General features: G+C 67.5%; 24 protein-coding genes. 12 read left to right on the top strand and 12 right to left on the bottom strand.

What is annotated here, in order from left to right; genetic code table 11:
- Positions 1-89 precede the first annotated feature (89 nt).
- Positions 90-1,049: a sugar-binding transcriptional regulator gene (locus AC1DXX_RS02145; RefSeq protein WP_478132512.1), complete on the top strand. Its 960-nt coding sequence runs from the start codon at positions 90-92 to the stop codon at positions 1,047-1,049.
- An 8-nt stretch (positions 1,050-1,057) separates the two neighbouring features.
- Here AC1DXX_RS02145 and AC1DXX_RS02140 read toward each other — a convergent pair whose 3' ends face one another.
- Complete coding sequence (locus AC1DXX_RS02140) at positions 1,058-2,302, bottom strand: YVTN family beta-propeller repeat protein (protein WP_478132511.1); 1,245 nt, start codon at positions 2,300-2,302, stop codon at positions 1,058-1,060.
- Positions 2,303-2,441: 139 nt separating this feature from the next.
- Here AC1DXX_RS02140 and AC1DXX_RS02135 point away from each other — a divergent pair, with 139 nt between their 5' ends.
- Both AC1DXX_RS02135 and AC1DXX_RS02130 read left to right on the top strand, forming a co-directional pair.
- Positions 2,442-3,005, top strand: a complete 564-nt coding sequence (locus AC1DXX_RS02135) for a sigma-70 family RNA polymerase sigma factor (protein WP_478132510.1) — start codon at positions 2,442-2,444, stop codon at positions 3,003-3,005.
- A complete protein-coding gene (locus tag AC1DXX_RS02130) occupies positions 2,992-3,666 on the top strand; it encodes an anti-sigma factor family protein (RefSeq protein ID WP_478132509.1) in 675 nt (224 codons plus the stop codon). The genes AC1DXX_RS02135 and AC1DXX_RS02130 overlap by 14 nt, the downstream gene beginning before the upstream one ends.
- A gap of 261 nt (positions 3,667-3,927) precedes the next feature.
- Here AC1DXX_RS02130 and AC1DXX_RS02125 read toward each other — a convergent pair whose 3' ends face one another.
- The 7 genes from AC1DXX_RS02125 to AC1DXX_RS02095 all read right to left on the bottom strand — a co-directional run bounded on the left by AC1DXX_RS02125 (position 3,928) and on the right by AC1DXX_RS02095 (position 11,594).
- Positions 3,928-5,187 carry an MFS transporter gene (locus AC1DXX_RS02125; protein WP_478132508.1) on the bottom strand — a complete coding sequence of 420 codons (1,260 nt, stop codon included), beginning with the start codon at positions 5,185-5,187 and terminating at the stop codon, positions 3,928-3,930.
- A gap of 133 nt (positions 5,188-5,320) precedes the next feature.
- A complete protein-coding gene (gene urtE / locus AC1DXX_RS02120) occupies positions 5,321-6,013 on the bottom strand; it encodes an urea ABC transporter ATP-binding subunit UrtE (RefSeq protein WP_478132507.1) in 693 nt (230 codons plus the stop codon).
- 12 nt (positions 6,014-6,025) lie between these two features.
- On the bottom strand, positions 6,026-6,904 hold the full coding sequence (gene urtD, locus AC1DXX_RS02115; RefSeq protein WP_478132506.1) for an urea ABC transporter ATP-binding protein UrtD: 879 nt from the start codon (positions 6,902-6,904) through the stop codon (positions 6,026-6,028).
- A complete protein-coding gene (gene urtC, locus AC1DXX_RS02110) occupies positions 6,901-8,127 on the bottom strand; it encodes an urea ABC transporter permease subunit UrtC (protein ID WP_478132505.1) in 1,227 nt (408 codons plus the stop codon). The genes urtD and urtC overlap by 4 nt, the downstream gene beginning before the upstream one ends.
- Positions 8,124-9,671 (bottom strand): urea ABC transporter permease subunit UrtB, encoded by a 1,548-nt coding sequence (gene urtB / locus AC1DXX_RS02105; RefSeq protein WP_478132504.1) that lies wholly within the window; start codon positions 9,669-9,671, stop codon positions 8,124-8,126. Before urtB ends, urtC begins: the two co-directional genes overlap by 4 nt.
- Before the next feature lie 195 nt (positions 9,672-9,866).
- Positions 9,867-11,135, bottom strand: a complete 1,269-nt coding sequence (urtA, locus tag AC1DXX_RS02100; RefSeq protein ID WP_307657059.1) for an urea ABC transporter substrate-binding protein — start codon at positions 11,133-11,135, stop codon at positions 9,867-9,869.
- A gap of 117 nt (positions 11,136-11,252) precedes the next feature.
- Entirely contained in the window at positions 11,253-11,594 is a 342-nt protein-coding gene (locus AC1DXX_RS02095; protein ID WP_478132503.1) for a nucleotide pyrophosphohydrolase, read from the bottom strand.
- 27 nt (positions 11,595-11,621) lie between these two features.
- Here AC1DXX_RS02095 and AC1DXX_RS02090 point away from each other — a divergent pair, with 27 nt between their 5' ends.
- Both AC1DXX_RS02090 and AC1DXX_RS02085 read left to right on the top strand, forming a co-directional pair.
- Complete coding sequence (locus AC1DXX_RS02090) at positions 11,622-12,287, top strand: nucleotidyltransferase domain-containing protein (RefSeq protein ID WP_478132502.1); 666 nt, start codon at positions 11,622-11,624, stop codon at positions 12,285-12,287.
- Entirely contained in the window at positions 12,271-12,699 is a 429-nt protein-coding gene (locus AC1DXX_RS02085; RefSeq protein WP_478132501.1) for a hypothetical protein, read from the top strand. Before AC1DXX_RS02090 ends, AC1DXX_RS02085 begins: the two co-directional genes overlap by 17 nt.
- 18 nt (positions 12,700-12,717) lie before the next feature.
- Here the strand turns inward: AC1DXX_RS02085 and AC1DXX_RS02080 are convergent, their stop codons facing one another.
- Entirely contained in the window at positions 12,718-14,184 is a 1,467-nt protein-coding gene (locus AC1DXX_RS02080) for an MFS transporter (RefSeq protein WP_478132500.1), read from the bottom strand.
- A 64-nt stretch (positions 14,185-14,248) separates the two neighbouring features.
- A complete protein-coding gene (locus tag AC1DXX_RS02075; RefSeq protein ID WP_478132499.1) occupies positions 14,249-14,635 on the bottom strand; it encodes a hypothetical protein in 387 nt (128 codons plus the stop codon).
- A 117-nt stretch (positions 14,636-14,752) separates the two neighbouring features.
- On the opposite strand from AC1DXX_RS02075, the gene AC1DXX_RS02070 reads away from it, so the two are divergent.
- Positions 14,753-15,679 carry an AraC family transcriptional regulator gene (locus AC1DXX_RS02070; protein ID WP_478132498.1) on the top strand — a complete coding sequence of 309 codons (927 nt, stop codon included), beginning with the start codon at positions 14,753-14,755 and terminating at the stop codon, positions 15,677-15,679.
- Between the two features lie 9 nt (positions 15,680-15,688).
- On the opposite strand, the gene AC1DXX_RS02065 is transcribed toward AC1DXX_RS02070, so the two are convergent.
- Positions 15,689-16,732 (bottom strand): extracellular catalytic domain type 1 short-chain-length polyhydroxyalkanoate depolymerase, encoded by a 1,044-nt coding sequence (locus tag AC1DXX_RS02065; RefSeq protein WP_478132497.1) that lies wholly within the window; start codon positions 16,730-16,732, stop codon positions 15,689-15,691.
- Positions 16,733-16,780: 48 nt separating this feature from the next.
- Positions 16,781-17,701 carry a polyphosphate kinase 2 gene (gene ppk2, locus AC1DXX_RS02060; protein ID WP_478132496.1) on the bottom strand — a complete coding sequence of 307 codons (921 nt, stop codon included), beginning with the start codon at positions 17,699-17,701 and terminating at the stop codon, positions 16,781-16,783.
- 155 nt (positions 17,702-17,856) lie between these two features.
- On the opposite strand from ppk2, the gene AC1DXX_RS02055 reads away from it, so the two are divergent.
- The 6 genes from AC1DXX_RS02055 to AC1DXX_RS02030 all read left to right on the top strand — a co-directional run bounded on the left by AC1DXX_RS02055 (position 17,857) and on the right by AC1DXX_RS02030 (position 23,848).
- Positions 17,857-19,491: an inorganic phosphate transporter gene (locus AC1DXX_RS02055; protein WP_478132495.1), complete on the top strand. Its 1,635-nt coding sequence runs from the start codon at positions 17,857-17,859 to the stop codon at positions 19,489-19,491.
- 9 nt (positions 19,492-19,500) lie between these two features.
- Positions 19,501-20,547, top strand: coding sequence for a transporter (locus tag AC1DXX_RS02050; RefSeq protein ID WP_478132494.1), 1,047 nt, complete (start codon positions 19,501-19,503; stop codon positions 20,545-20,547).
- Between the two features lie 97 nt (positions 20,548-20,644).
- Positions 20,645-21,502, top strand: coding sequence for a 3',5'-nucleoside bisphosphate phosphatase (locus AC1DXX_RS02045; RefSeq protein ID WP_478132493.1), 858 nt, complete (start codon positions 20,645-20,647; stop codon positions 21,500-21,502).
- Entirely contained in the window at positions 21,499-22,476 is a 978-nt protein-coding gene (locus tag AC1DXX_RS02040) for a DMT family transporter (RefSeq protein ID WP_478132492.1), read from the top strand. Before AC1DXX_RS02045 ends, AC1DXX_RS02040 begins: the two co-directional genes overlap by 4 nt.
- Before the next feature lie 18 nt (positions 22,477-22,494).
- Positions 22,495-23,130 (top strand): L-threonylcarbamoyladenylate synthase, encoded by a 636-nt coding sequence (locus AC1DXX_RS02035; RefSeq protein ID WP_093238347.1) that lies wholly within the window; start codon positions 22,495-22,497, stop codon positions 23,128-23,130.
- Positions 23,131-23,176: 46 nt separating this feature from the next.
- Positions 23,177-23,848: a site-2 protease family protein gene (locus AC1DXX_RS02030; RefSeq protein WP_478132491.1), complete on the top strand. Its 672-nt coding sequence runs from the start codon at positions 23,177-23,179 to the stop codon at positions 23,846-23,848.
- Positions 23,849-23,854: the final 6 nt, after the last annotated feature.

Raw genomic sequence — 23,854 nt, 5'->3', positions numbered from 1 at the left:
ATTTTGAAATGCATTTGTTTCAAGCAGGTGACTACCCGGGGTTTTCATCGGCGCGGGGCAGAATCGGGAAACAACAACGGAGCATTCGGATGGCAGAGGAAGATCAGGTGGCGGTGCGCGTGGCCTGGCTCTACTACATGGAGGGCCTGACGCAGGACGGCATCGCCACGAAGCTCGGGCTCACACGGTTGCGCGTGAACCGGCTGCTCGGCGAGGCGCGCGAAAGCGGGCTGGTCAGCATCAAGATCAACTCGCGGCACGAGAGCTGCCTGCAGCTCGAAGAAGACCTGCGCAAGGTGTGCGGCCTGCGCGAGGCGGTGATCATTCCGACGCCCGAAAACCCCGACCTGGTTCCGGTGCTGCTGGGCCGCACGGCGGGCGAGTACCTGTCGAGGCACCTGGAGACGCACCGCGTGCGCGGCCTCGGCGTGGGCTGGGGCGCGACGCTGCGCGAAGCGATCCGGCACGTCGCGCCGGGGCAGTGGCCGAACCTGCACGTCAACTCGATGATGGGCGGCCTGACGCGCGGCCTGGAGATCAACACCTTCGAGACGGCCAGCGCGCTGGCGGCCCGGCTCGGCGCGCAGTGCAGCTATCTCGCGGCGCCGCTCTATGCGGGCAGCGCCAGGTCGCGCGACACCATCGTCTCGCAGGATGTGTTCAAGGAAGCCTTCGGCCAGATCGCGGCCAACGACGTCGCGCTGCTGAGCGTGGGCGACCTGAGCACGCGGTCGCTGCTGGTGCGCTACGGGCTGCCCAGGGATGTGCCGGTGACCGCGCTGCGGCAGGCGAAAGCGGTGGGCGACATCATCGGCCAGTTCGTCGACCGCCATGGCAAGCCGGTGAAGCATGCGCTGAACCAGCGCGTGGTGGCGCCTTCGCTGGAAGAACTGGCGCGCATCCCGACGGTGATCGTCGCGTCGGGCGGTGAAAACAAGGCACCGGTCATCGCGGCCGTGCTGTGGGCCAGGCTGCTGTCGGTGCTGGTCTGCGACGAGCAGACGGCGCGCGCGGCGCTGAAGCTCTACGAGGCGCTGGGAGCGCGCTGAGCCTTCCGTCAGGGCGCGAGCACCGTCACGCGCGCCGTCATGTAGGAATGCACCGAGCAGGCGTAGTCGTGCACGCCCGGCTTGTCGAAGGTCTGCGTGAAGGTCTTGCCGGGCAGCATGAGGTCCATGCCCGCAGTGCCGTCCTTGAAGACCACGCCGTGCGGCGCGCCGTCGTCGTTCTTCCAGGTCACGCTCTGGCCCGCCTTGACGGTGATCTGCGCCGGCTCGAAGGCGAAGTTGCGGATCGCCACGTGCGCAGAGCCGCCGGCATGCGCGGTGCCTGCGGACGCGGCGCGCTGCACGGCCACCTTGCGCGGCGCATTGCCGACCGGCACGGTGTGCATCAGGCCGCCGGCCAGGTCGACCACGCTGACATCGTTGGAGCCTTCGTTGCTCACCCACAGCTTCTTGCCGTCTGCCGAGATGTCGAGCCAGTGCGGCTGCTTGCCCACGCCGATGCTGCGGCCCGGCGCCCGCGTCGCCGGGTCGAAGAGCATGACCTCGCCCGGCCCCTGCACGACCACCACGCCGCTCGCCATGCCGGCGAAGTGCTGGGCGATGTGGGGCGAGACGCCCGTCGGGATCGGCGTTTGCCACTGGTTCGTCGCCGCGTCGAGCACCTGCACGGCGGGCACGCCCGCCAGGGTCAGGTACAGCGCCTTGCCGTCGTGGCCGAACTCCAGGTCGCGCGGCGCCTTCTCGAGCGGAATCTCCGAGATCACCTTGCGCGTCGCCAGGTCGACGACCACGAGTGCGAAGTGCCCTGGCTCCTGCGAGGCGACGTAGGCCTGCCGGCCGTCGGGCCGCACGGCGATGGTGTGCGGCTTGGGCACGGGCACGGTGGCGCTCACGGCGTGCGTCGCTGTGTCGACGAAGGCCATGCGGTCGTCGCCGTTGACGGCCACCAGCACCCAGCGGCCGTCGGCCGTGGTGGCGAGGCCCTGCGGACCCTTGCCGACGTCGATGGTGTGCGTCACGCGGTCGGTTGCGGCATCGATCTCGCTCACCGCGGAGGCGCTGGAGCCGCTGACGAACACGCTGCGCCCGTTCGGGGCAATGACGATGCCGTCCGGCCCCGTGGCCACCGGCACCGTGGCGAGCACGCGCTCGGTGCCGGTGTCGATCACGCTGACCGTGCTGTCCTTGAAGTTGCCGACATAGGCCTTGGGGCCGGCCGCGAGCGCTGGGAGGGCCGAAGCGCCCAACGCCGCGAGAACGACGAGGATGCGCACAAACCCGGGGATGGCGATCATGATGGAGGACTCCTCTGAGAGTGGAAAGAGAATCGGCACAGGGCATGACGCATGGCGGGCCCCGCTTATTCCCGGGGGCCAGGAAAAAAAGATGGAATAAAACGCGCAGCTGCCACGTCATGCAGGAAGAACGAGCCCATTGACCGACCGCACACGCCAGTTCGAAGCCGCCGCGCTGCCGCATCTGGCTGCAGCATGGAACCTTGCGCGCTGGCTGTTGCGCGACGACCATCTGGCCGACGACGCGGTGCAGGAGGCGTATCTGCGGGCCTTCCGTTTTTTCGACGGCCTCCGCGGCGAGAGCGCGCGGCCGTGGCTGCTGGGCATCGTGCGCAATGCCTGCTACGACCGGATGCGACAGAACCGGCTGCTGGCGGACCAGGTGGAGTTCGACGAGCTGCGCGACAGCGAGGCCGTGGCCCCGGCCTCTTCGGATGCGAGCGATCCGGCCCGGCAGTGGGAACAGCGCGAGCAGGGCGAGCGCATCGATGCCGCCATCGACGCCCTGCCCGCGGTCTATCGCGAAGTCATCGTGCTGCGCGAGCTGGAAGAGATGCGCTATGAGGACATCGCACGCATCGCCGGCGTCCCCCTGGGCACGGTGATGTCGCGGTTGTCGCGCGCGCGGGCCTTGCTGCGCGATAGCCTGCGCGACGAACGCCCCGGCGACGCGGCGGAAAGGACGCACCATGCAAATTCCTGACGACGAACTGGGGCCGCTGATCCGGCGCCACGCCATGCGGCACGCGCCGCCGCCAGGGCTGGCCGGACGCATCGCGGAGGCGCTGCGTTCCGAAGCCGGTGCGGCTGTCGCGCCGGCCGTCCCGGTGCGCAACCGGCGGGGCTGGTGGCAGGGTCTGGCCTGGTTCGGCACCGGGGCGGCAACGGCCTGGGGTCTCGCGCTCGTTCTGCTGGCAACGCCGGTGCCGCCGCAGGACGCGCTCGGCGAGGCGGTCACGGCCAACCACGTGCGGTCGCTGATGGCAGCGCACCTGGCGGACGTGGCCTCGTCCGACCAGCACACGGTGAAGCCCTGGTTTGCCGGCAAGCTCGACTTCTCGCCGCCGGTAATGGATCTGGCTGCCGACGGTTTTCCGTTGGCGGGCGGGCGGCTCGACTACCTCGACGGGCGGACGGTGGCGGCGCTGGTCTATCGGTCAGGGCCGCACGTCATCAACCTGTTTGTCTGGCCCGCGGCCGATGCGAAGGTGCAGCCGCCCGCGTTCTCCGCGCGGCAGGGCTACCAGCTCGCGCATTGGGCCCAGGGTGGCATGCAGGCGTGGGCGGTATCGGACCTGAACGCGGCCGAGCTGCGGAAGTTCGCCTCGCTGATGCGCGAGCGCACCGCGCCGCAGCGGCCCTAGGGCCTGTTCAACCTAAGCAAGGGGTCGCGTTGCTTCGCAAAGGGGCTGGCTGCAAGGCGCCCGCGCGCAGCAAGGCTGATGCCTTGCAAGCGCGGGCAACGCCGCAGACGGCCCCTTTGCGAAGCAACCCGAAGGGAAGCTCGCCACAGCCCGCCCCTCGGCGTTGCGCTCCTTGTGCGTGCGCACGCACGCACGGCGTCACGCGCCTTGATGGGCGAGCTGTGGCGAGCTTCGCGACCCCTTGCTTAGGTTGAACAGGCCCTAGCCCGCCGAACCTTCGCAGGCGATCTTGCCCGGCCGCGCCTCGGCACGCGCGCTCGCGATCGCCCAGCCGAAGATGCCCATGCCCGCCAGCGCCAGCAAGGCGCCGACCCAGCCGGTGGAGGTCCAGCCCAGGCCCGCGGCAATGGCCACGCCGCCCAGCCATGCGCCGAGCGCATTGGCCATGTTGAAGGCCGAATGGTTGAGCGCGGCGGCGAGCGTCTGGGCGTCGCCGGCCACGTCCATCAGGCGGATCTGCAGAGCCGGGCCGATGGCAACGGTGGTGCCGATGAGGAACACATTGAACGCTGCGGTGAAGACGTTGTGCGCCGCAAACGAGAACATCGCGAGCACCAGCGCCGCATAGACGAGCAGGCCGCCGATGGTGCGCATCAGCGACTTGTCGGCCAGGCGCGAACCGACGAGATTGCCGGTGACCATGCCGAGGCCGAACAGCGCAAGCACGAAGGGCACGCCGCCCAGCGGCAGGCCGGCCACTTCGATGAGCGTGGGCTTGATGTAGCTGAACACCGAGAACATGCCGCCGAAGCCGATGGCGCCGATGCCGAGCGTGAACCACACCTGCTTGCGCTTGAGCGCGCCGAGTTCGCGCCACGGGCTGGCACCGGCTGCGGCGGCAATGTCGGGAACGTCGCGGCGAAGGAGCACCACGGCAATGAGCGCGATGACGCCGACGAACACGAAGGCCGCGCGCCAGCCGAAGAGCTGGCCGAGCCATGCGGCGATGGGCACGCCGACGAGCGTGGCGCCGGTGAGCCCCAGCATCACGAGGCCCACGGCCCGCGCACGGCGCCCGGGTGGCGCGAGCGTGGCGGCCACGAGCGCGGCGACGCCGAAGTAGGTGCCGTGCGGCAGGCCGGTCGCGAAGCGCAGCAGGTTGAGCGACATGTAGCCCGGCGCCATCGCGCTGGCGAAGTTGCCGGCGGCGAACACGGCCATGAGCGCGATCAGCAAAGCGCGGCGGCCCCAGCCGGCCGCAAGCACGGCGAGCACCGGGGCGCCGATCACCACGCCGAGCGCGTAGGCGCTGATGACGTGACCCGCCTGCGGAATGGTGACCGCGATGTCGTTCGCGACCTCGGGCAGCAAGCCCATGATCACGAACTCGCCGGTGCCGATGGCGAAGCCGCCGACGCCGAGCGCGAGCACGGCCCGCAGGAAGTTCACGGGCGCGGCAGCGGGAGAAGAAACAGGAATATCGGTGTCCGCGCTGTCCAGCGCGGGTGGGGAGGCGTTCAAGGCCAGGCTCCTGGGAGGGCGCCCGGCGGCGACGGGCAGAGGCCGATTTTAGGGTAAACCCTGAATTTCTGCCGATACGGCGATGCCGTGGGACTGGTACCGCCATGCGCGGCCGGTGGCCGGCCGGCTGTCGTCAGATCGCAACGAGCTGGCGCACGCCCTGCGCTTCCATGTCCTTGCCGAGGCCGCGGGCAATGACCTCGCCGCGTTCCATCACGAGGTAGTCGTCGGCCAGTTCCTGGGCGAAGTCGTAGTACTGCTCGCACAGCACGATGGCCATGTCGCCGCGGTCGGCCAGCATGCGGATGACGCGGCCGATGTCCTTGATGATGCTGGGCTGGATGCCTTCGGTGGGCTCGTCGAGGATCAGCAGCTTGGGCTTGGGCGCGAGGGCGCGCGCAATGGCAAGCTGCTGCTGCTGGCCGCCGGAGAGGTCGCCGCCGCGGCGATTGATCATCTGCTTGAGCACCGGGAACAGGTCGAAGAGTTCCGACGGAATGGGCGTGCTGCCGCTCTTGTAGGCGAGGCCCATGCGCAGGTTTTCTTCGACGGTGAGCCTTGCGAAGATCTCGCGGCCTTGCGGGACGAAGCCGATGCCCGCCCTGGCCCTGTCGTACGGGGTGGCCTTCTGGATCGGCTTGCCTTCGAGTTCGATGCTGCCGCTCTTGATGGGGACCAGGCCCATCAACGACTTGAGCAATGTCGTCTTGCCCACGCCGTTGCGGCCCAGCAGTACCGTGACCTTGCCGAGCGTTGCCTCGAAGCTCACGTCCCGCAGGATGTGGGAGCCGCCGTAGTACTGGTGGATGTTCTTGACTGTCAGCATGAAATCGATTCCTCAGCGGCCGAGATAAACCTCGATCACGCGTTCGTCGGCCTGTACTTCATCGAGCGTGCCCTGCGCCAGCACGGAGCCGTCGCACAGCACGGTGACGATTTCCGAGATCGTGCGGATGAAGCTCATGTCGTGCTCCACCACCATCAGCGAATGCTTGCCCTTGAGCGTGAGGAACAGCTCCGCAGTGCGCGCCGTTTCCTCGTCGGTCATGCCGGCCACGGGTTCGTCGAGCAGCAGCAGCTTCGGGTCCTGCATCAGCAGCATGCCGATCTCCAGCCACTGCTTCTGGCCATGGCTCAGGTTGCCGGCCAGGCGCGACACGCTGTCGGCCAGGTGAATGGTTTGCAGCACTTCGGCCAGCCGATCGCTTTGCGCCGAGTCGAGCCTGAACAGCATCGAGGCGCGCACGCCCTTGTTGGTCTTGAGCGCGAGTTCGAGGTTCTCGAACACGGTGAGATGCTCGAACACCGTCGGCTTCTGGAACTTGCGGCCGATGCCCAACTGGGCGATGTCGGCCTCGCGGTGGCGCAACAGGTCGATCGTGCTGCCGAAGAACACCGTGCCCTCGTCGGGCCGCGTCTTGCCGGTGATGATGTCCATCATCGTCGTCTTGCCGGCGCCATTGGGGCCGATGATGCAGCGCAGCTCGCCCGGTGCGATGTCGAGCGACAGCTTGTTGATCGCCTTGAAGCCGTCGAAGCTCACGCTCACGTCCTCGAGGTACAGGATGCGGCCATGCGTGACGTCGACCTCGCCGGGTGTCACGATGCGGCCGAAGTCGGCGGCGCGGCCGCCCGACTCGGTGCTGCCGCTTGCGTAGGGCATGCCGTGGGCACGCGCCGCGCGCTCGGCGCCGGCGTCCATCAGGTCGGGCGTCATGCGCGGGCTCCCTTCACGTCGGCGGCGAGCGGCGCATGCAACGCCTCGGGCTCCATGCCCTGCGCCGCGGCCATGGCGCGTTGCGCTTCTTCACGGCCCGCGCTCGGTGCGGCGGGCGCCGTCTTCTCGCGCGACAACCACTTCTTCACCAGACCCACGATGCCGTTCGGCAGGAACAGCGTGACAGCAATGAACAACGCGCCCAGGAAATAGAGCCAGTACTCGGGGTACGCCACCGTCAGCCAGCTCTTCGCGCCGTTGACGATGAAGGCGCCGATGATCGGGCCGATCAGCGTGGCGCGTCCGCCCACCGCGGCCCAGATCGCGATCTCGATGGAGTTGGCCGCGCTCATCTCGCCCGGGTTGATGATGCCGACCTGCGGCACGTACAACGCACCGGCCACGCCGCACATGATGGCGGAGATGACCCAGATCGTGAGCTTGTAGGGCAGCGGGTTGTAGCCAGAGAACATCACGCGCGTTTCGGCATCGCGAATGGCCTGCAGCACGCGGCCGAACTTGCTGCCGATGAGCCACCTGGCGAACAGGAAGAAGCCCAGCAGCGTAAGGCCCGTGAGCGCGAAGAGCGTCATGCGCATTTCCTGCGTGGCGATCGGAATGTTCAGGATGCGCTTGAAGTCGGTGAACCCGTTGTTGCCGCCGAAGCCCGTCTCGTTGCGGAAGAACAGCAGCATGGCCGCGAAGGTCATGGCCTGCGTGATGATCGAGAAGTACACGCCCTTGATGCGCGAGCGGAAGGCGAAGAAGCCGAACACGAAGGCAATGACGCCCGGCACCGCGACGATCAGGATCAGCGTGGCGATGAAGCTGTCGCTGAAGGTCCAGTGCCAGGGCAGCGTCTTCCAGTCGAGGAACACCATGAAGTCCGGCAGGTCGCTCTTGTAGTTGCCGTCGCGGCCGATCTGGCGCATGAGGTACATGCCCATCATGTAGCCGCCGAGCGCGAAGAAGAGGCCGTGGCCCAGCGAGAGGATGCCGGTGTAGCCCCAGATCAGGTCCATGGCCAGCGCGCAGATGGCGTAGCACATGATCTTGCCGACCAGCGCCACCGCGTAGTCGCTCATGTGCAGCGGGCTGCCGGCCGGCACCACGATGTTGAGCACCGGCGCCACGGCGCAGACCACGATCAATGCGACGAAGAAGGCCGTCCAGCCCTTGCCGCTCAAAAGCGGCCCCTTGGTTGGCAACACGACCTTGCTCATGCTTCTGCGCTCCGGCCCTTCATGGCGAAGATGCCCTGAGGTCTCTTTTGAATGAAGATGATGATGAAAACGAGCACCGCGATCTTCGCGAGCACCGCGCCCGCCCAGCCTTCGATGAACTTGTTGAGAATGCCCAGCCCCAGCGCCGCATACACGGTGCCCGCGAGCTGGCCGACGCCGCCCATCACGACCACCATGAAGCTGTCGACGATGTAGCTCTGGCCCAGGTCGGGACCGACATTGCCGATCTGGCTCAGCGCGCAGCCCGCGAGGCCCGCGATGCCGGAGCCGAGCGCGAAGGCGTAGGTGTCGATGCGGGCGGTGTTCACGCCCATGCACGAGGCGATCGGGCGGTTCTGCGTGACGCCGCGCACGAAGAGGCCGAGGCGCGTCCTGCCGATGAGCCAGCCCATGGCCAGCAGCACCAGCGCTGCAAAGATGACGATGCCGATGCGGTTCCAGGGCAGCGTGACGTTGCTCAGCATCGTGAAGCCGCCGCTCATCCAGCCGGGGTTCTCGACGCCGACGTTCTGCGCGCCGAACAGCGTGCGCACCAGCTGCTGCAGCATCAGGCTGATGCCCCAGGTGGCGAGCAGCGTTTCGAGCGGCCGGCCGTACAGGAAGCGGATCACGCCGCGTTCGAGCACCGCGCCGACGAGCGCCGAGGCGAGGAAGGACACGGGAATGGCGGCGACCAGGTACCAGCCGAACGCCGCCTCGGGCATGTACCTCTGGAAAATGCCCTGCATCACGTAGGTGGCGTAGGCGCCGATCATCATCAGCTCGCCGTGCGCCATGTTGATGACGCCCATCAGGCCGTAGGTGATCGCGAGACCCAGCGCGGCGAGCAGCAGCACCGAGCCCAGGCTGATGCCGCTGAACACCGCATTGATGCGGTCGCCCCAGACCAGCGCGCCGTCGATGTTGGCGATGGATGCGGCGATGGCCGCCTTCACGTCCGCCTCGGTCTCGTCGGCGAGGCGCTGGTTGAGCAGCAGCTTGGTGTCGGGGCTGCGATGGGCGCCCAGTTCCTTGGCGGCGGCGAGGCGCTTGGCCTTGTCGGCGCTGGTGAGCATGCTGGCGGCGCGCACCAGTTCGAGCTGCGCCTTGATCCCGGGGTTGGTCTCGGCGGCCAGCGCCTTCTCGACCATCGGGAGGCGGGATTCGTCGGGCTCCTTGAAGAGCGCCTGCGCCGCTTCGGCGCGCACCGCGTCGTCCTTGCTCGTGAGCTTGAGCGCGGCCTGCGCGGCATCGAGCGCGCCGCGCATGAGGTTGTTGTTGACCACGTCCTCGGCCGTGTCGGGCACCTTCAGCTCGGCGCCGGTCACGGGGTCGTAGCCCTTGTCGTCCTTCATCACGAAGACCTTGTCCTCGGTGTACTTGACCGCGTCGTCGGCCATGGCCTGGATGAAGGCGGAGGTCTTGTCGTCGGCCGTGAGTACGGCCTTGTTGAGCGCGGCGATGCGGGCTTCGGATTCGCCCGAGGCGATGGCCTTGGCTTCGTCGGCGGTCAGCGCATGGACGGCCGTTGCCATGAGCAGCATGGCGGCGAGTGCGCAGTGAAGGGATCGTCGAAGCATCATGACATTCGTGTTGCCCCCTCTCCCCTTGGGGAGAGGGTTGGGGTGAGGGCCGGCGGCCTTCCAACGAGCGCGGCGGCCAGATCGACCGCCGTTGCCCTCACCCCCGCCCTCTCCCCAAGGGGAGAGGGAGCAAGAGAGGAGGGACTTGCTGACGAATTACAGCGACTTGCCAGCCGGCTGGTCAGGCTTCTTGTCGTTGCCTTCGATGTACGGGCTCCACGGCTTGGCCTTGACCGGACCCGGCGTCTTCCACACCACGCCGAACTGGCCGTCGGCCTTGATCTCGCCGATGAACACGCTCTTGTGCAGGTGATGGTTCTTCTCGTCCATCTTCGAGACGATGCCCGACGGCGCCGTGAAGGTCTGGCCGGCCATCGCCGCGATCACCTTGTCGGTGTCGGTGCTCTTGGCCTTCTCGACCGCCTGCTTCCACATGTGGATGCCGATCCAGGTGGCTTCCATCGGGTCGTTGGTGAGCGGCTTGTCCTTGTGGCCGGCGATGTTCTTGGCCTTGGCGTAGTCGCTCCACTGCTTGATGAACGCCGTGTTGGTCGGGTTCTTGATGCTCATGAAGTAGTTCCATGCAGCGAGGTGGCCGACCAGCGGCTTGGTGTCCACGCCGCGCAGTTCTTCTTCGCCTACCGAGAAGGCCACCACGGGCACGTCCTTGGCCTTGAGGCCGGCGTTGCCGAGTTCCTTGTAGAAGGGCACGTTGGAGTCGCCGTTGATGGTGGACACCACCGCCGTCTTGCCGCCGGCCGAGAACTTCTTGATGTCGGCGACGATGGTCTGGTAGTCGCTGTGGCCGAAGGGGGTGTACTTCTCGTCGATGTCGGTGTCCTTCACGCCCTTGCTCTTCAGGTAGGCGCGCAGGATCTTGTTGGTGGTGCGGGGGTAGACATAGTCGGTGCCCAGCAGCACCCAGCGCTTGGCGCCGCCGCCTTCCTTGCTCATCAGGTAGTCGACGGCCGGAATGGCTTGCTGGTTGGGTGCGGCACCCGTGTAGAACACGTTCTTCGAGAGTTCTTCACCCTCGTACTGCACGGGGTAGAACAAGAGGCCGTTCATTTCCTCGACCACCGGCAGCACCGACTTGCGCGACACCGAGGTCCAGCAGCCGAAGATCACCGAAACCTTGTCCTGGCCGAGCAGCTGCTTGGTCTTCTCGGCGAACAGCGGCCAGTTGGAGGCCGGGTCGACCACCACGGGCTCGAGCTGCTTGCCCAGCACGCCGCCCTTCTTGTTGATGTCGTCGATGGCCATCAGCACCGTGTCTTTCAACACGGTTTCCGAGATGGCCATCGTGCCCGACAGCGAGTGCAGCACGCCGACCTTGATGGTGTCGGCAGCGAATGCGGGCGCAGCAGAGATGCTGGCCAGCGCGACGGCGGCGGTGAGCGCCTTGAGGGTGAAACGACGTTGCATGTGGACTCCTGCTCCGGTGGGTTGAAACCTTGTCGACAGCGCTGGGCTGGCGATGGGGAGGAGTCTGCGGAATGCACCAAGAGGGGGAAATACGCCGGGTGGCGTACACGGAGGTACTCAGGCGGGCGGGTCGGCGGCGACGGACGGCGCGACCGGGTACTTCCGCGCATTGACAAGCATCTTGCTTCTTGCCGCATCCATCAGGTCGATGCCGAGCTTGTCGGCGAGCTGCAGCAGATAGAGAAGGACATCCGCCATCTCGGCACCAACCTCGGTGCGCTTCTCCGGCGGAAGCGCCCTGCTTTGCGCTTCGGTGAGCCATTGGAAATGTTCGAGCAGTTCGGCGGCTTCGACCGACAAGGCCGACGCGAGATTCTTGGGCGAATGGAAGGGCTCCCAGTCCCTGTCTTTCGCGAACACGCGCAACGCATCGGTCAGCTGTTGCAGATCCGTGGCCATGGCTCTCCCATTGTCTGAAGTCATGTCATGCTCATTTTCAACAAACCCATTTTGGGCTTTAAAATGCCCAAAATGGGTAAATCACCACCGCCAGAAGTCGAGAAAACCGCCAGCCTGGCGGATGCTCTTTTCACGCTGACTCAACAGCGCGTGCTCGGCTACCTTTTCGGCCAGCCCGAGCGCAGCTTCTTTTCCAGCGAGTTGATCAAGCTTACCGGTGCGGGCTCCGGCGCCGTTCAGCGCGAGCTCAAGCATCTGACCGACAGTGGCCTGCTCGTCACATCGCGTGTCGGCAACCAGAAGCACTATCAAGCCAACGCCGCGGCGCCGATCTACGAAGAACTGAGCGGCATCGTTCGCAAGACCTTCGGACTCGCCGGTCCGTTGCGTGAAGCCTTGGAACCACTGGCCGAAAAAATCGAGGCCGCCTTCGTGTTCGGCTCGGTGGCCAAGAACAGCGACACGGCCTCCAGCGACATCGACCTGCTGCTGATCAGTGAAGAACTTGCGTATTCGGACCTGTTTCTCGCGCTCGACGCCGTGTCGGCGCGTCTTGGCCGTACAGTGAATCCGACCATGTTCACAAGAAAAGAATGGATGCGAAAGCACAGGGACGGGGAATCGTTCGTGAAGCGCGTCATGGAACAGCCCAAGCTCTGGGTCATCGGCGACGCGCATGCCCTCCCCGCTTGAAAACCTCTGCGGCCCGGCCAAGCCGCTCGCCGCAGAACCCCCGGATGCTCGCGAATTCGCGGGCCTGATGCGTTCCGGCCTTGCGCGCCTGGCGGACGCCCAGGTGACGCAACTCTCCGTTGAAGGCCGATTCGATCTTGCCTACAACGCAGCACATGCGATGTGTCTCGCAGCGCTGCGTTGGCATGGTTATCGGTCGAGCAACCGCTTCATCGTCTTTCAGGTGCTGCCCCACACATTGGAGTTGGGACCGGAGGTCTGGCGGGTACTGGCCAAGGGCCACGAAATACGAAACCTCGGCGAATACGAAGGCGATTTGAACGTGGACGAACGCATCGTTCGTGACCTGATTGCCGCATGCCAGCGCGTGGCCTCGAAACTCTCTGCACTACCGCCGCCCGGACAGAACTGAACATTCGCGGTGCCTGGTTCAGCGCTGCTGCTGCGCTACTCTGCGATGCAGCACGGCCACCACCAAGGCAGAGACCATCAGGTACACCAGCGCGACACCGAATGCGCTGGCATAGCCGGCCGCATCCGGCGCATGGCCCAGCCGTCCATAGAACAGGATGCCGATCAACGCCACCCCCAGCGCGTTGCTCGCCTGCTGCACCATCGACAGCACGCCCGATGCCACACCGGCATGCTGCGGCGGCAGGCCGGCCAGCACTGTGGACACCAGCGGCGCCATCACCATGCCCAGCCCCGCACCCTGCACCAGCAAAAGCGGCACCATCCATGCGACCACATGCGTGTGGCCGGCCCATCCGGCAACGTTGACGAACTGCAGCGCATGCCCCGCAGCCAGCACCAGGGCGCCGAGCGCGATGGGCGGCTTGCCGCCGAAGCGGCGTGCGAGGCGCGCGCCGGCCATCGAAGTTGCGAAGAAGCCGATCGCCAACGAGGTGAAGACGATGCCCGAGCTCAGCGGGTCCAGCGCCAGGCCTTGTTGCAGGTAGAGCGCCAGCACGAAGTACAGCGAAGCATTGCCGACGTAGAAGGCCAGCGTGGTGAAGAGCCCCATGACAAAGCGGCGGTTCGCGAGCAGTGCCGGCGCCACCAGCGGCGCGCCGCCAGTCGCAGCCAGGCGGCGCTGCTGGAAGGCGAATGCGGCCAGCAGCGGCAATGCAGCCGCCAGGCACAGCCAGCTCCACAGCGGCCAGCCTTGCTCGCGCCCCTCCACCAGTGGCAGCACCACGGCCACGGAACCCGCCGCCACCAGCAGCATGCCGGCCAGGTCGAGCTTGCTGGTGCTGCTGTTCGCCAGCGGCGGAATGACGCGCGGCGCAAGCGCCAGCGCCAGCAGGCCGATGGGCACGTTGATGAGGAAGCAGCTGCGCCAGCCGAGCCCGGCCAGATCGCCATGGATCAACAGGCCGCCCACCAGTTGCCCCAGCGTGGCGCCGAGACCCAGCGTGAGCCCATAGGCGGCGAAGGCGCGCGCACGGTCTTCGCCGGTGTAGGCCAGGCCGATCATCGCCAGCACCTGGGGCTGCAGCAGCGCACCGGCCAGGCCCTGCAGCACGCGGGCCGCCACCAGCAGCTCGGCGTTCGGCGCGAAACCGCAGGCGGCCGAGGCCAGCGTGAACAGCAGCAGGCCGAGCATGAACATGCGGCGGCGGCCGAACAGGTCGCCGAGCCGGCCGCCGGTGATCAGGCCGGCGGCGGTGGCCAGGCCATAGCCGGCCACCACGAGCTGCAAGGTGGCGGTGCTCGCCAGCAGCTCGCGCTGCATCGAGGGCAGCGCGACGTTGACGATGAAGAAGTCCAGCACCACCAGGAAGGTGCCGCTGAGCATGACCCACAGGCCCAGCGGGCCGGGCCTTGCCGCGCCCGCGCTGTGGCTGGCCTTGGATGAAAGCGATGCTGCCGGAACGGCGGTGTTTGACTGCGTCATGATGGGCTCGAGTGTTGGGTGGGGGCTGCGTTGCGGCAATGACCTCGGAGGTCATCGCCGGCCCTCAGGCCGCGGGCGTCGGCAGGATGAACTGGTAGTCCCTGGCGATGCGGCCGTCCTCGGCCAGCACCAGGAACTCCAGCCCGAGCGCGGCCACGGGGCCGCCGGCGGCGGGCACCATCTGCCAATGGAACATCACGGTGTCCTGCAGCAGTTGGGCGTCGCCGGTGGTGCGGAAACGGAAGCCGCCGTCGCGCACGTTCTTCTCGTGCGAGCCGATGACGCGCTGCTCCAGCGCCGCGTGGCCCTTGGCCCGCAGCGTGCGCACGTAATGCTCGCCTTCGGGCACCCAGAGGCTGGCGATGGCATCACGGCGGACGCCGGCGTCGGTCTCGTTCCAGAGGGCGGCATAGCGGTCAGCGAGCTCGGCGAAGCTGGTAGTGGCATTCATGGTGTCCGCTCCTGTGCGGTGAAAGAGTGAGACTGCAGTTTCTGCCCCGGCTGGTGGACAGTGAATGCCTGCAAAGCCGACAATCTTGTCCATTCGTCCACCGCCCCAGGAGCCTCCATGGACCCACTCGACGACGTTTTTGCGGCCATGCGCGTGCGCAGCGCCCTGTATGCCCGGCTCGAGGCCGGCGCGCCCTGGGGCGTGAGCCTGGCCGGCGGCGAGAGCGCGCGCTTCGGCCTCGTGGTGCGCGGCGGCTGCCTGCTGGAGGTCGAGGGCATGGAGCAGCCCGTCGCCCTGGCCGCGGGCGACTGCTATGTGCTGGCGCACGGCACGCCTTACGTGCTGCGCGACCACCCGAACACGCCCACGGTGAGCTGCGCCTCGGTGATTCGCGACCGCATCGGCGGCGTCGTCGAGCTCGGCGGAACGGGCACCGCGGCCTCGGTGATCTGCGGCTGGTTCCACTTCGACCAGCGCGCCGCGCGCCCCTTGCTCGATCTGCTGCCGGTGCTGCTGCACGTGAAGATGGAGCAGGCGCGCGCCCTGGCACTGCAGGGCACGCTGCAACTGCTGGCGATGGAAACCGGCGAGCCGGGCCTCGGCTCCGGCCTGCTGGTGAGCCGGCTGGCCGACATCGTGTTCGTGCAGGCGGTGCGCGCCCACGTCGCGGCCAGCAGCGATTCGCAGACGGGCTGGCTGGCCGCGCTGGCCGACGCGCGCATCGGCCCGGCCCTGCGCGCGATGCACAAGGACATGGCGCGCGACTGGACGGTGGAGGCGCTCGCCTCGGCCGCGAGCCTCTCGCGCTCGGCTTTCGCCCAGCGGTTTCGCGAACGCGTGGGCCAGGCGCCGCTGGCCTACCTGACGCAGTGGCGCATGTTCAAGGCCGGCAACATGCTGGGCCAGGGCAATGCGCCGCTGGGCACCATCGCGGGGGCGGTGGGCTACGAGTCGGAGGCTGCGTTCAGCAAGGCCTTCAAACGCGAGAAGGGCATGGCGCCCGGGGCATGGCGCGCAGCGGCGCGTGAAGGCGTCGCCGCCTGAAGGCGCTCTTCAGCCGTTGGCCGCGTGCTTGAACTGCGCGGCCGCGAAGGCCCAGGCCATGCGCGTGGCGTCGGGCCCGGCCGGGTCGCTGAACAGCAGGCGGGGCGTGCCGCCGCTCCATGCGTGACCCAGGCCCGCGATCTCGCAGAGCGTGACCAGCGTGCGGCCCTTGCGCCGGAAGTCGGTCACGCGCATCGCATGGCGCTTGCCGCGTTGCAGCGTGCGCGGCAAGCCGGGCCGCGCACCCACGGCGGTGGCCCATACGGCCGCGCTGCTGACGGCATTGCTGGGCGCCACCACGGCGTCTGCATCGCCATGCAGCACCAGCATCGGCGGCAAGGTCGCGAAGACGGCTGCAGCGCCCATGGCCTTGCCGACCGCGGTCGCGGGCATCGGCGGCACGTTCTGGCCGCGCATCGCGCCGAGGGCCGTGGCCGACGACTTCGCGGCGCCGGGCGCCACGCCCGAATGCATGACGACGGCGCGAAAACGCAGCGGGTAGCGCGTTGCCAGCAGCGCCGCCATGCTGGCGCCGGCTGAGAGGCCGACCAGCGCGACGCGCTCGCGGTCCGCCGGGTAGAGCATGCACGCCTGATCGACCGCGGCCATCAGCGTCGCGGCCTCGGCATCGGCCTTGCCGGAGCGGCGCTCGTACCAGTTCCAGCAGCCTTGCGGATGGGCCAGCCGGTCCTGCTCGGGGTAGAGCACCAGGAAGCGCTGGCGCACCGCGAGCGCGTTCATGCGCGTGCTGGCGGCGAAGTCGCGGCCGGTCTGGCCGCAGCCGTGCAGCATGACCACGAGCGGCAGTTTCTCGCCGGGCTGCAGTTGCAGGTCGGCCGGACGGAACAGGTGATAGCCCCGCGCGCCGCCGGGGCCCAGCGCCATGCCGCTGAGCCAGTCGCCCCGGCCGGGCGGTGGCTTGAGCCGCTGGACGGTCGCGCGCTGGACCCGGCCCGCCACGCGCTTGCTGTTGCTCAGCGTGAGCTTGGTGAGTGCCTTCAGGTTGCGCTCGTAGGCGCGGGCGAAAACGGAAGCGGTGGAACGACGGGCCATGGCGCAGTGTGAGGGCAAAGCGCCGGCCGGCCAAACGGCCGCCAGGCCTCAGTAGATCTCTGGAACGATCATGTTGGCGGGCACGGGCTGGCGCAGATAGTCTTCGTGCCGCACGCGCGCCGGCAACTCGACCGGCGGATGCGCCACTTCCTGGTACGGCAACTGGCCCAGCAGGTGGCTGATGCAGTTGAGGCGCGCCTTCTTCTTGTCGACCGCCTGCACCACCCACCACGGCGCCTCGGGGATGTGCGTGCGCTCCAGCATGATTTCCTTCGCCTTGGTGTATTCCTCCCAGCGGCGGCGGCTCTCGAGGTCCATCGGGCTCAGCTTCCATTGCTTGAGCGGATCGTGGATGCGCCCGAGAAAGCGCATGTGCTGCTCGTCGTCGGTGATGGAGAACCAGTACTTGATGAGCTTGATGCCCGATCGCACCAGCATCTTCTCGAACTCGGGCACGGTGCGGAAGAACTCCTCGTACTCGTCGTCGCTGCAGAAGCCCATCACGCGCTCGACGCCGGCGCGGTTGTACCAGCTGCGGTCGAACAGCACCATCTCGCCGGCCGCCGGCAGGTGCGCGGCATAGCGCTGGAAATACCACTGCGTGCGTTCGCGGTCGTTGGGCGCGGGCAGCGCGGCCACGCGGGCCACGCGCGGATTCAGCCGCTGGGTGATGCGCTTGATGACGCCGCCCTTGCCCGCCGCATCGCGGCCTTCGAACAGGATCACCACCTTCTGCTTGCTGTGCTGCACCCAGTCCTGCAGCTTGACCAGTTCGCCCTGCAGGCGGAACAGTTCCTTGAAATAGGCCTGGCGGGCGGCCTTGTCGGTGGCTGCGGAGGCCGACGGGTCGAGACCGTCGATGTTGCGGTCTTCGATCTCCAGCTCGAGCTCTTCGTCGTAGCTGTCGATCAGGTCGCGGGCGATGCGTTGCATCAGGTCTTCGTGGTCTGGAAGTGCGCTCGTCAGCATGATGGAAAGGGATGAGTGGTGGGGCAGAAAAAAGCATGCTGCACGCCCCATATGACTGCGGCGTGACGGTTTGAGGGCGGTTTCCGGCCAGCCGACACAGAGTTGTCACATGGCGCGAACACCATCCGAAGCCACTCCAACACCTCAAAACCGCCATGAACACGCTCGCCGCCCCGAACACGGAGATGCCGGCCGCGCCCACTGCGGCACACCGGCCCAAGCTCGACGCCAAGCCCGGCCCGCTCACGCTGATCACCTTCGTGGGCCTGCTGGCTGCGGGCCTGCTGTTCACGGCATGGAGCCTCGTGGGCGATGTCACCGCCGCGGGTGCGCCGGTGACGACCTGGGTGCCCTACATGCTGCTGGGCGTGGCGCTGCTGATTGCGCTGGGCTTCGAGTTCGTCAACGGCTTCCACGACACGGCCAATGCGGTGGCTACCGTGATCTACACCCACTCGCTGCCGCCGAACTTCGCGGTGGTGTGGTCGGGCTTCTTCAACTTCCTGGGCGTGCTGGTGTCGAGCGGCGCGGTGGCCTTCGGCATCATCGCGCTGCTGCCGGTGGAACTGATCCTGCAGGTGGGCTCGGGCGCGGGCTTCGCGATGGTGTTCGCACTGCTGATCGCCGCCATCATCTGGAACCTGGGCACCTGGTGGCTCGGGCTGCCGGCCTCTTCCTCGCACACGCTGATCGGTTCGATCATCGGCGTGGGCATTGCCAATGCGCTGATGCACGGGCGCGACGGCACCAGCGGCGTGGACTGGGCGCAAGCCACCAAGGTCGGCTATTCGCTGCTGCTGTCGCCGATGGTGGGCTTCGGCTGCGCGGCCCTGCTGCTGCTCGCGCTGCGCGCCTTCGTGAAGAACCGCGCGTTGTATGAAGAGCCCAAGGGCAGCGCGCCGCCGCCCTGGTGGATCCGCGGCCTGCTGATCCTGACCTGCACCGGCGTGTCGTTCGCGCACGGCTCCAACGACGGCCAGAAGGGCATGGGCCTGATCATGCTGATCCTGGTGGGCACGGTGCCGATGGCCTATGCGCTGAACCGCGCGATGCCCGCCAACGAAACCGTGAAGTTCGTGGCCGTGGCCGAGATGGCCCAGAACGCGCTGAGCCGCAGCGCGCCGACCTCGCTGCCCGCCCTTCAGCCGGCCGCCGCGCGCGACGCGCTCTCCAACTATGTGCGCACCCGCGAATTCAACCCGTCGGTGGTGCCTGCGCTGGCGGCCACGGCCGGCAGCATCGGCGAGCAGGTGCGCCAGCACGGCTCGCTCGCCGGCGTGCCGGCCGAAGCCGTGGCCAACGTGCGCAATGACATGTACCTGGCTTCGGAGGCCATCCGCCACCTCGACAAGAGCGGCGCCGCCAGGTTCGACGACGAGACCAGGCTGCGGGTCGGCGCCTTCCGCCAGGAGCTCGACGATGCAACGCGCTTCATTCCGCTGTGGGTCAAGATCGCCGTGGCCATTGCGCTGGGGCTGGGCACGATGATCGGCTGGAAGCGCATCGTGGTCACCGTCGGCGAGAAGATCGGCAAGACGCACCTGAGCTACGCGCAGGGCGCATCGGCCGAGGTGGTGGCGATGCTCACCATCGGCGCGGCCGACATGTACGGCCTGCCGGTGTCGACCACGCATGTGCTCTCGTCCGGCGTGGCCGGCACCATGACGGCCAGCGGCTCGGGCCTGCAGATGTCCACGCTGCGCAACCTCGCGCTGGCCTGGGTGCTGACGCTGCCGGTGGCCATGCTGCTGTCGGGCTCGCTCTACTGGCTTTTCACCCGCTTTTTCTGATCACGCACCTTGTCGGCACTTCATGACCTCGCCGCCCAGTCCTATGGCGGCGACGAAGCCGGGCTGATCTGCGGCTACCTGTTCGACGCCGCGGCGCCGGAACCCGCGCGCGCCATCGACTCGGCGCAGGCGGCGGCGTGGCTCGGCGCGCAGCCCGAAGGTGCCGTCGCCGATGAAGGCAATGGCGCGTATGTGTGGTTGCACTTCAACCTGAGCCACGCCCAGGCCGAGCGCTGGCTCGTGCGGCACGCGAAGCTCTCCGACACGTTCTACGAGACGCTGCACGACGGCCTGCCCTCCACGCGCATCGAGCGTGCCGACGACTCGCTGATCGCCGTCATCAACGACGTGCACTTCGAGTTCAGCTTCGAGCCCTCGGACATCTCCACGCTCTGGATCAGCGTCGGCCCGCGCCTCGTGGTCACGGCGCGCACCAAGCCGCTGCGCTCGGTCGATGCGCTGCGCACGGCCGTGAAGGCGGGCGACGCGCCGCGCTCCAGCACCGAGCTGCTCGAACACCTGTTGCGCGCACAGGCCGACGTGCTGGTGAAGATCGTGCGCGGCGTCACCTCGCGCATCGACCACATCGAGGACGAACTGCTCGCCGGCCGCCTCGACCACAAGCGCGCACGGCTCGGCGTGCTGCGCCGGCTGCTGGTGCGGCTGCAGCGGCTGCTGGCGCCCGAGCCCGCCGCCCTCTTCCGCCTGCTGCAGGGGCCGCCGTCATGGATGTCCGAGTCCGATGCGCAGGAACTGCGCGGCTCGACCGAAGAGTTCTCGGTGGTGCTGCGCGACATGCAGGCACTGCAGGAACGCATCAAGCTGCTGCAGGAAGAAATAGCGGCCAACGTCAACGAGGACAACAACCGCAGCCTGTTCGTGCTGACGGTGGTCACGGTGCTGGCGTTGCCGATCAACATCCTCGCGGGCCTGTTCGGCATGAACGTGGGCGGCATTCCGCTCGCGGAGCACAAGCACGGTTTCTGGATCGTGGTGGCCATCGTGGCGAGCTTCACCGCGGTGGCGGCCTGGGCGGCTTTCCGCAAGAAGCGCTGAGCCGCATGCAGCGGCGCAGTAATGCTATTTATTTAGTAGCGCCTCACACAGCATCCATGCGCCCGCATCGATATTCCAGACCCCCTAGAATGGCGAGGTGTCCTCCATTCTCAATGCCGATCTTCACTGCCACTCCGTGGTTTCCGACGGCACACTGACGCCCGAAGAACTCGCCATCCGCGCAGCCGCCAACGGGGTCGAGCTCTGGGCCCTCACCGACCACGACGAAGTCGGCGGCCAGCACCGCGCCGCTGCGGCAGCGCGCGAAAACGGCATGCGCTACCTCACCGGCACCGAGATCTCGGTGACCTTCGCGAACGAAACCGTGCACATCGTCGGCCTGGGCTTCGACCCCGACGACGCTGCGATGACGCAGGGCCTCTACGACACCCGCGGCGGCCGCGGCAAGCGCGCGCAGGAGATGTCCGAGGGGCTGGCCAAGGTCGGCATCCACGGCGCCTACGAGGGTGCGCTCAGGTTCGTCGGCAACCCCGAGCTGATCTCGCGCACGCACTTCGCGCGCTTCCTGGTCGAGCAGGGCCACTGCCGCGACACCTCCGAGGTGTTCCGCAAGTTCCTCACCGAAGGCAAGCCCGGCTACGTGCCGCACCGCTGGGCCTCGCTGAAGGACGCGGTGCACTGGATCACCGCCGCCAAAGGCATGGCCGTGATCGCGCATCCCGGCCGCTACAAGTTCACGGCCAACGAGGAGTACGCGCTGTTCCTCGAGTTCAAGGCGCATGGCGGCCAGGCGATCGAGGTCGTCACCGGCAGCCACACGCCAGCCGAGTTCGTCGAATACGCCGACAAGGCGCTCGAATTCGATTTCGCCGCTTCGCGCGGCAGCGATTTCCACAGCCCCGACGAGAGCCATTGCGATCTCGGCAAGCTGCCACCGTTGCCCGGCGCACTCACGCCGGTGTGGGAACTGCTCGGTCACCGCATCCAGCAGTGAGCCAGAGCCCCGGGCCCGGCATCGACAACGCGGCGACCGTTGCGCTGGCGAACGCACGCGCCGCGCAACGACACAGCCGCAGCAAGGAATCGGAACGCATCCTCGCCGGCATCGGCCTGGTGGTCATGGCGGTGGCTTGCTTCGCCACGCTCGACACGGCCACCAAGTTCTCCACCCTCGGCGTGCCGATCCTGATGGCCGTGTGGTTCCGCTATGCCTTCCAGGCCGTGGCCACCACGGCGGTGCTGCTGCCCCTGCACGGCACGGCGCTGCTGCGCACCCGGCATCCGCGCTACCAGCTGCTGCGCGGCGCGCTGCTGCTGGTATCGAGCACGCTGGCCTTCCTGAGCCTGCGCTACATGCCGCTGGCCGAGTTCACGTCGATCGTGCTGATCGCGCCGCTGGTGATCACGCTGCTCGCGGCCACCACGCTCAAGGAGCAGGTCTCCCCGCTGCGCTGGGCGCTGGTGGCCGGCGGTTTCATCGGCACGCTGGTGATCCTGCGGCCGGGCGGCGAGGCCTTCAGCTGGGCCATCCTGCTGCCGATCGGGCTGGTGCTGACCAACGCCTGGTTCCAGGTGCTCACCAGCAAGCTGGCGCAGACCGAGAACCCGCTCACGATGCATTTCTATACCGGCTGGGTCGGCGCGCTCATCGCCTCGCTGGCGCTGCCTTTCGTGTGGGCCACCCTGCCCTCGTGGCAATGGTGGGCGCTGCTGTGCCTGATGGGCTTCATGGGCACGGTGGGTCACTTCATCCTGATCCTGGCCTACCAGCGCGCGCCCGCTTCCACGCTCACGCCGTACCTGTATGCGCAGATCGCCTTTGCCATGCTGGGCGGCTGGCTCATTTTTTCCCAAGTGCCCGACCGCTTCTCGCTCATCGGCATTTCGATGATCGCGGTCTGCGGCGCGGCCGGTGCGTGGCTCACGGTGCGCGAGCGGCGCGTGCCCATCGAACCGGCGGAATCCTGATCAGGAGATAGTAGTTTCATGGCCCAGTACTTCGAAGTCCATCCCGAGAACCCGCAGCAGCGGCTGCTGAAGCAGGCTGTCGCATTGCTCGAGCGCGGCGAGATCGTCGCCGTGCCGACCGATTCGAGCTACGCCCTCGCGTGCCACCTCGACGACAAGGACGCGGTCGACCAGCTGCGCCGCATCCGCCAGGTCGACGAGAAGCACCACCTCACGCTGCTGTGCCGCGACCTGAGCGAGCTGGCCAACTACGCGCGGGTCGACAACAAGCAATACCGCCTGCTGAAGGCTGCCACGCCGGGCCCCTACACCTTCCTGCTCGAAGCCACCAAGGAAGTGCCGCGCCGCGTGAGCCATCCGCAGCGCAAGACCATCGGCCTGCGCGTACCCGACCACAAGGTGCTGCTGGAGCTGCTCGCATTGCATGGCGCGCCGCTGCTCGCCACCACGCTGATCGCGCCCGGCGAGACCGAGGCGCTGAACGACGCGCAGACCATCCGCGAGCGCTTCGAGAAGCAGATCGGCGCGGTCATCGATGCCGGCGCCTGCCCTTCGCAGCCGACCACGGTGGTCGACCTGACGCCCATGGGCACGGGCGACGACCCGGTCGTGGTGCGGCAGGGACGCGGGGCGCTTGCCGTGCTCGGTCTCTGAAAAAAGTTGGAACCGATAACTAATGCACGTCTGACACAATCGCCCAGTGGATATTTCCAACCTCATACAGACCGTCCTCATCTACGCACTGCCCGTGATCTTCGCGATCACCGTGCACGAGGCGGCCCACGGCTATGTCGCGCGCCATTTCGGCGACAACACGGCCGAGGTGATGGGCCGGGTCACGCTCAATCCCTTGAAGCACATCGACCCCATCGGGACCATCCTGATGCCGTTGATGCTGTACTTCGCAACCTCGGGCGCCTTCCTGTTCGGCTACGCCAAGCCGGTGCCGGTGAACTTCGGGCGGCTGCGCCATCCGAAGCGCGACATGATCTGGGTGGCGCTGGCGGGGCCGGTGTCGAACTTCATCCAGGCCATCCTCTGGGCCCTGGTGCTGGTGGCGCTGGTCGCAGCCGGTGTCGATGAAACCTTTTTCATCAAGATGGCGCAAGGCGGCATCCTGGTCAACCTCGTGATGTGGGCCTTCAACCTGTTTCCGCTGCCCCCGCTCGACGGCGGCCGCGTGCTGGCCGGGCTGCTGCCCAGCGGGCCTGCACAGAATTTCCTCGCGCGCATCGAGCCCTACGGCTTCTTCATCGTGATGGGCCTGGTTATTGCGGGCGTCGTCAGCACCTTCTGGCTGCGGCCCCTGATGGACGTCGGCTACTTCGTCATCAACCTGCTCATCACTCCGCTCAAGGCATTGCTGCTCTAAGTTCTT

This window comes from Variovorax sp. P4_B10, assembly GCF_056402375.1.
The sequence above is the reverse complement of the archived record's forward strand: the minus strand, read 5'-3'. Positions and strand labels throughout refer to the sequence as shown.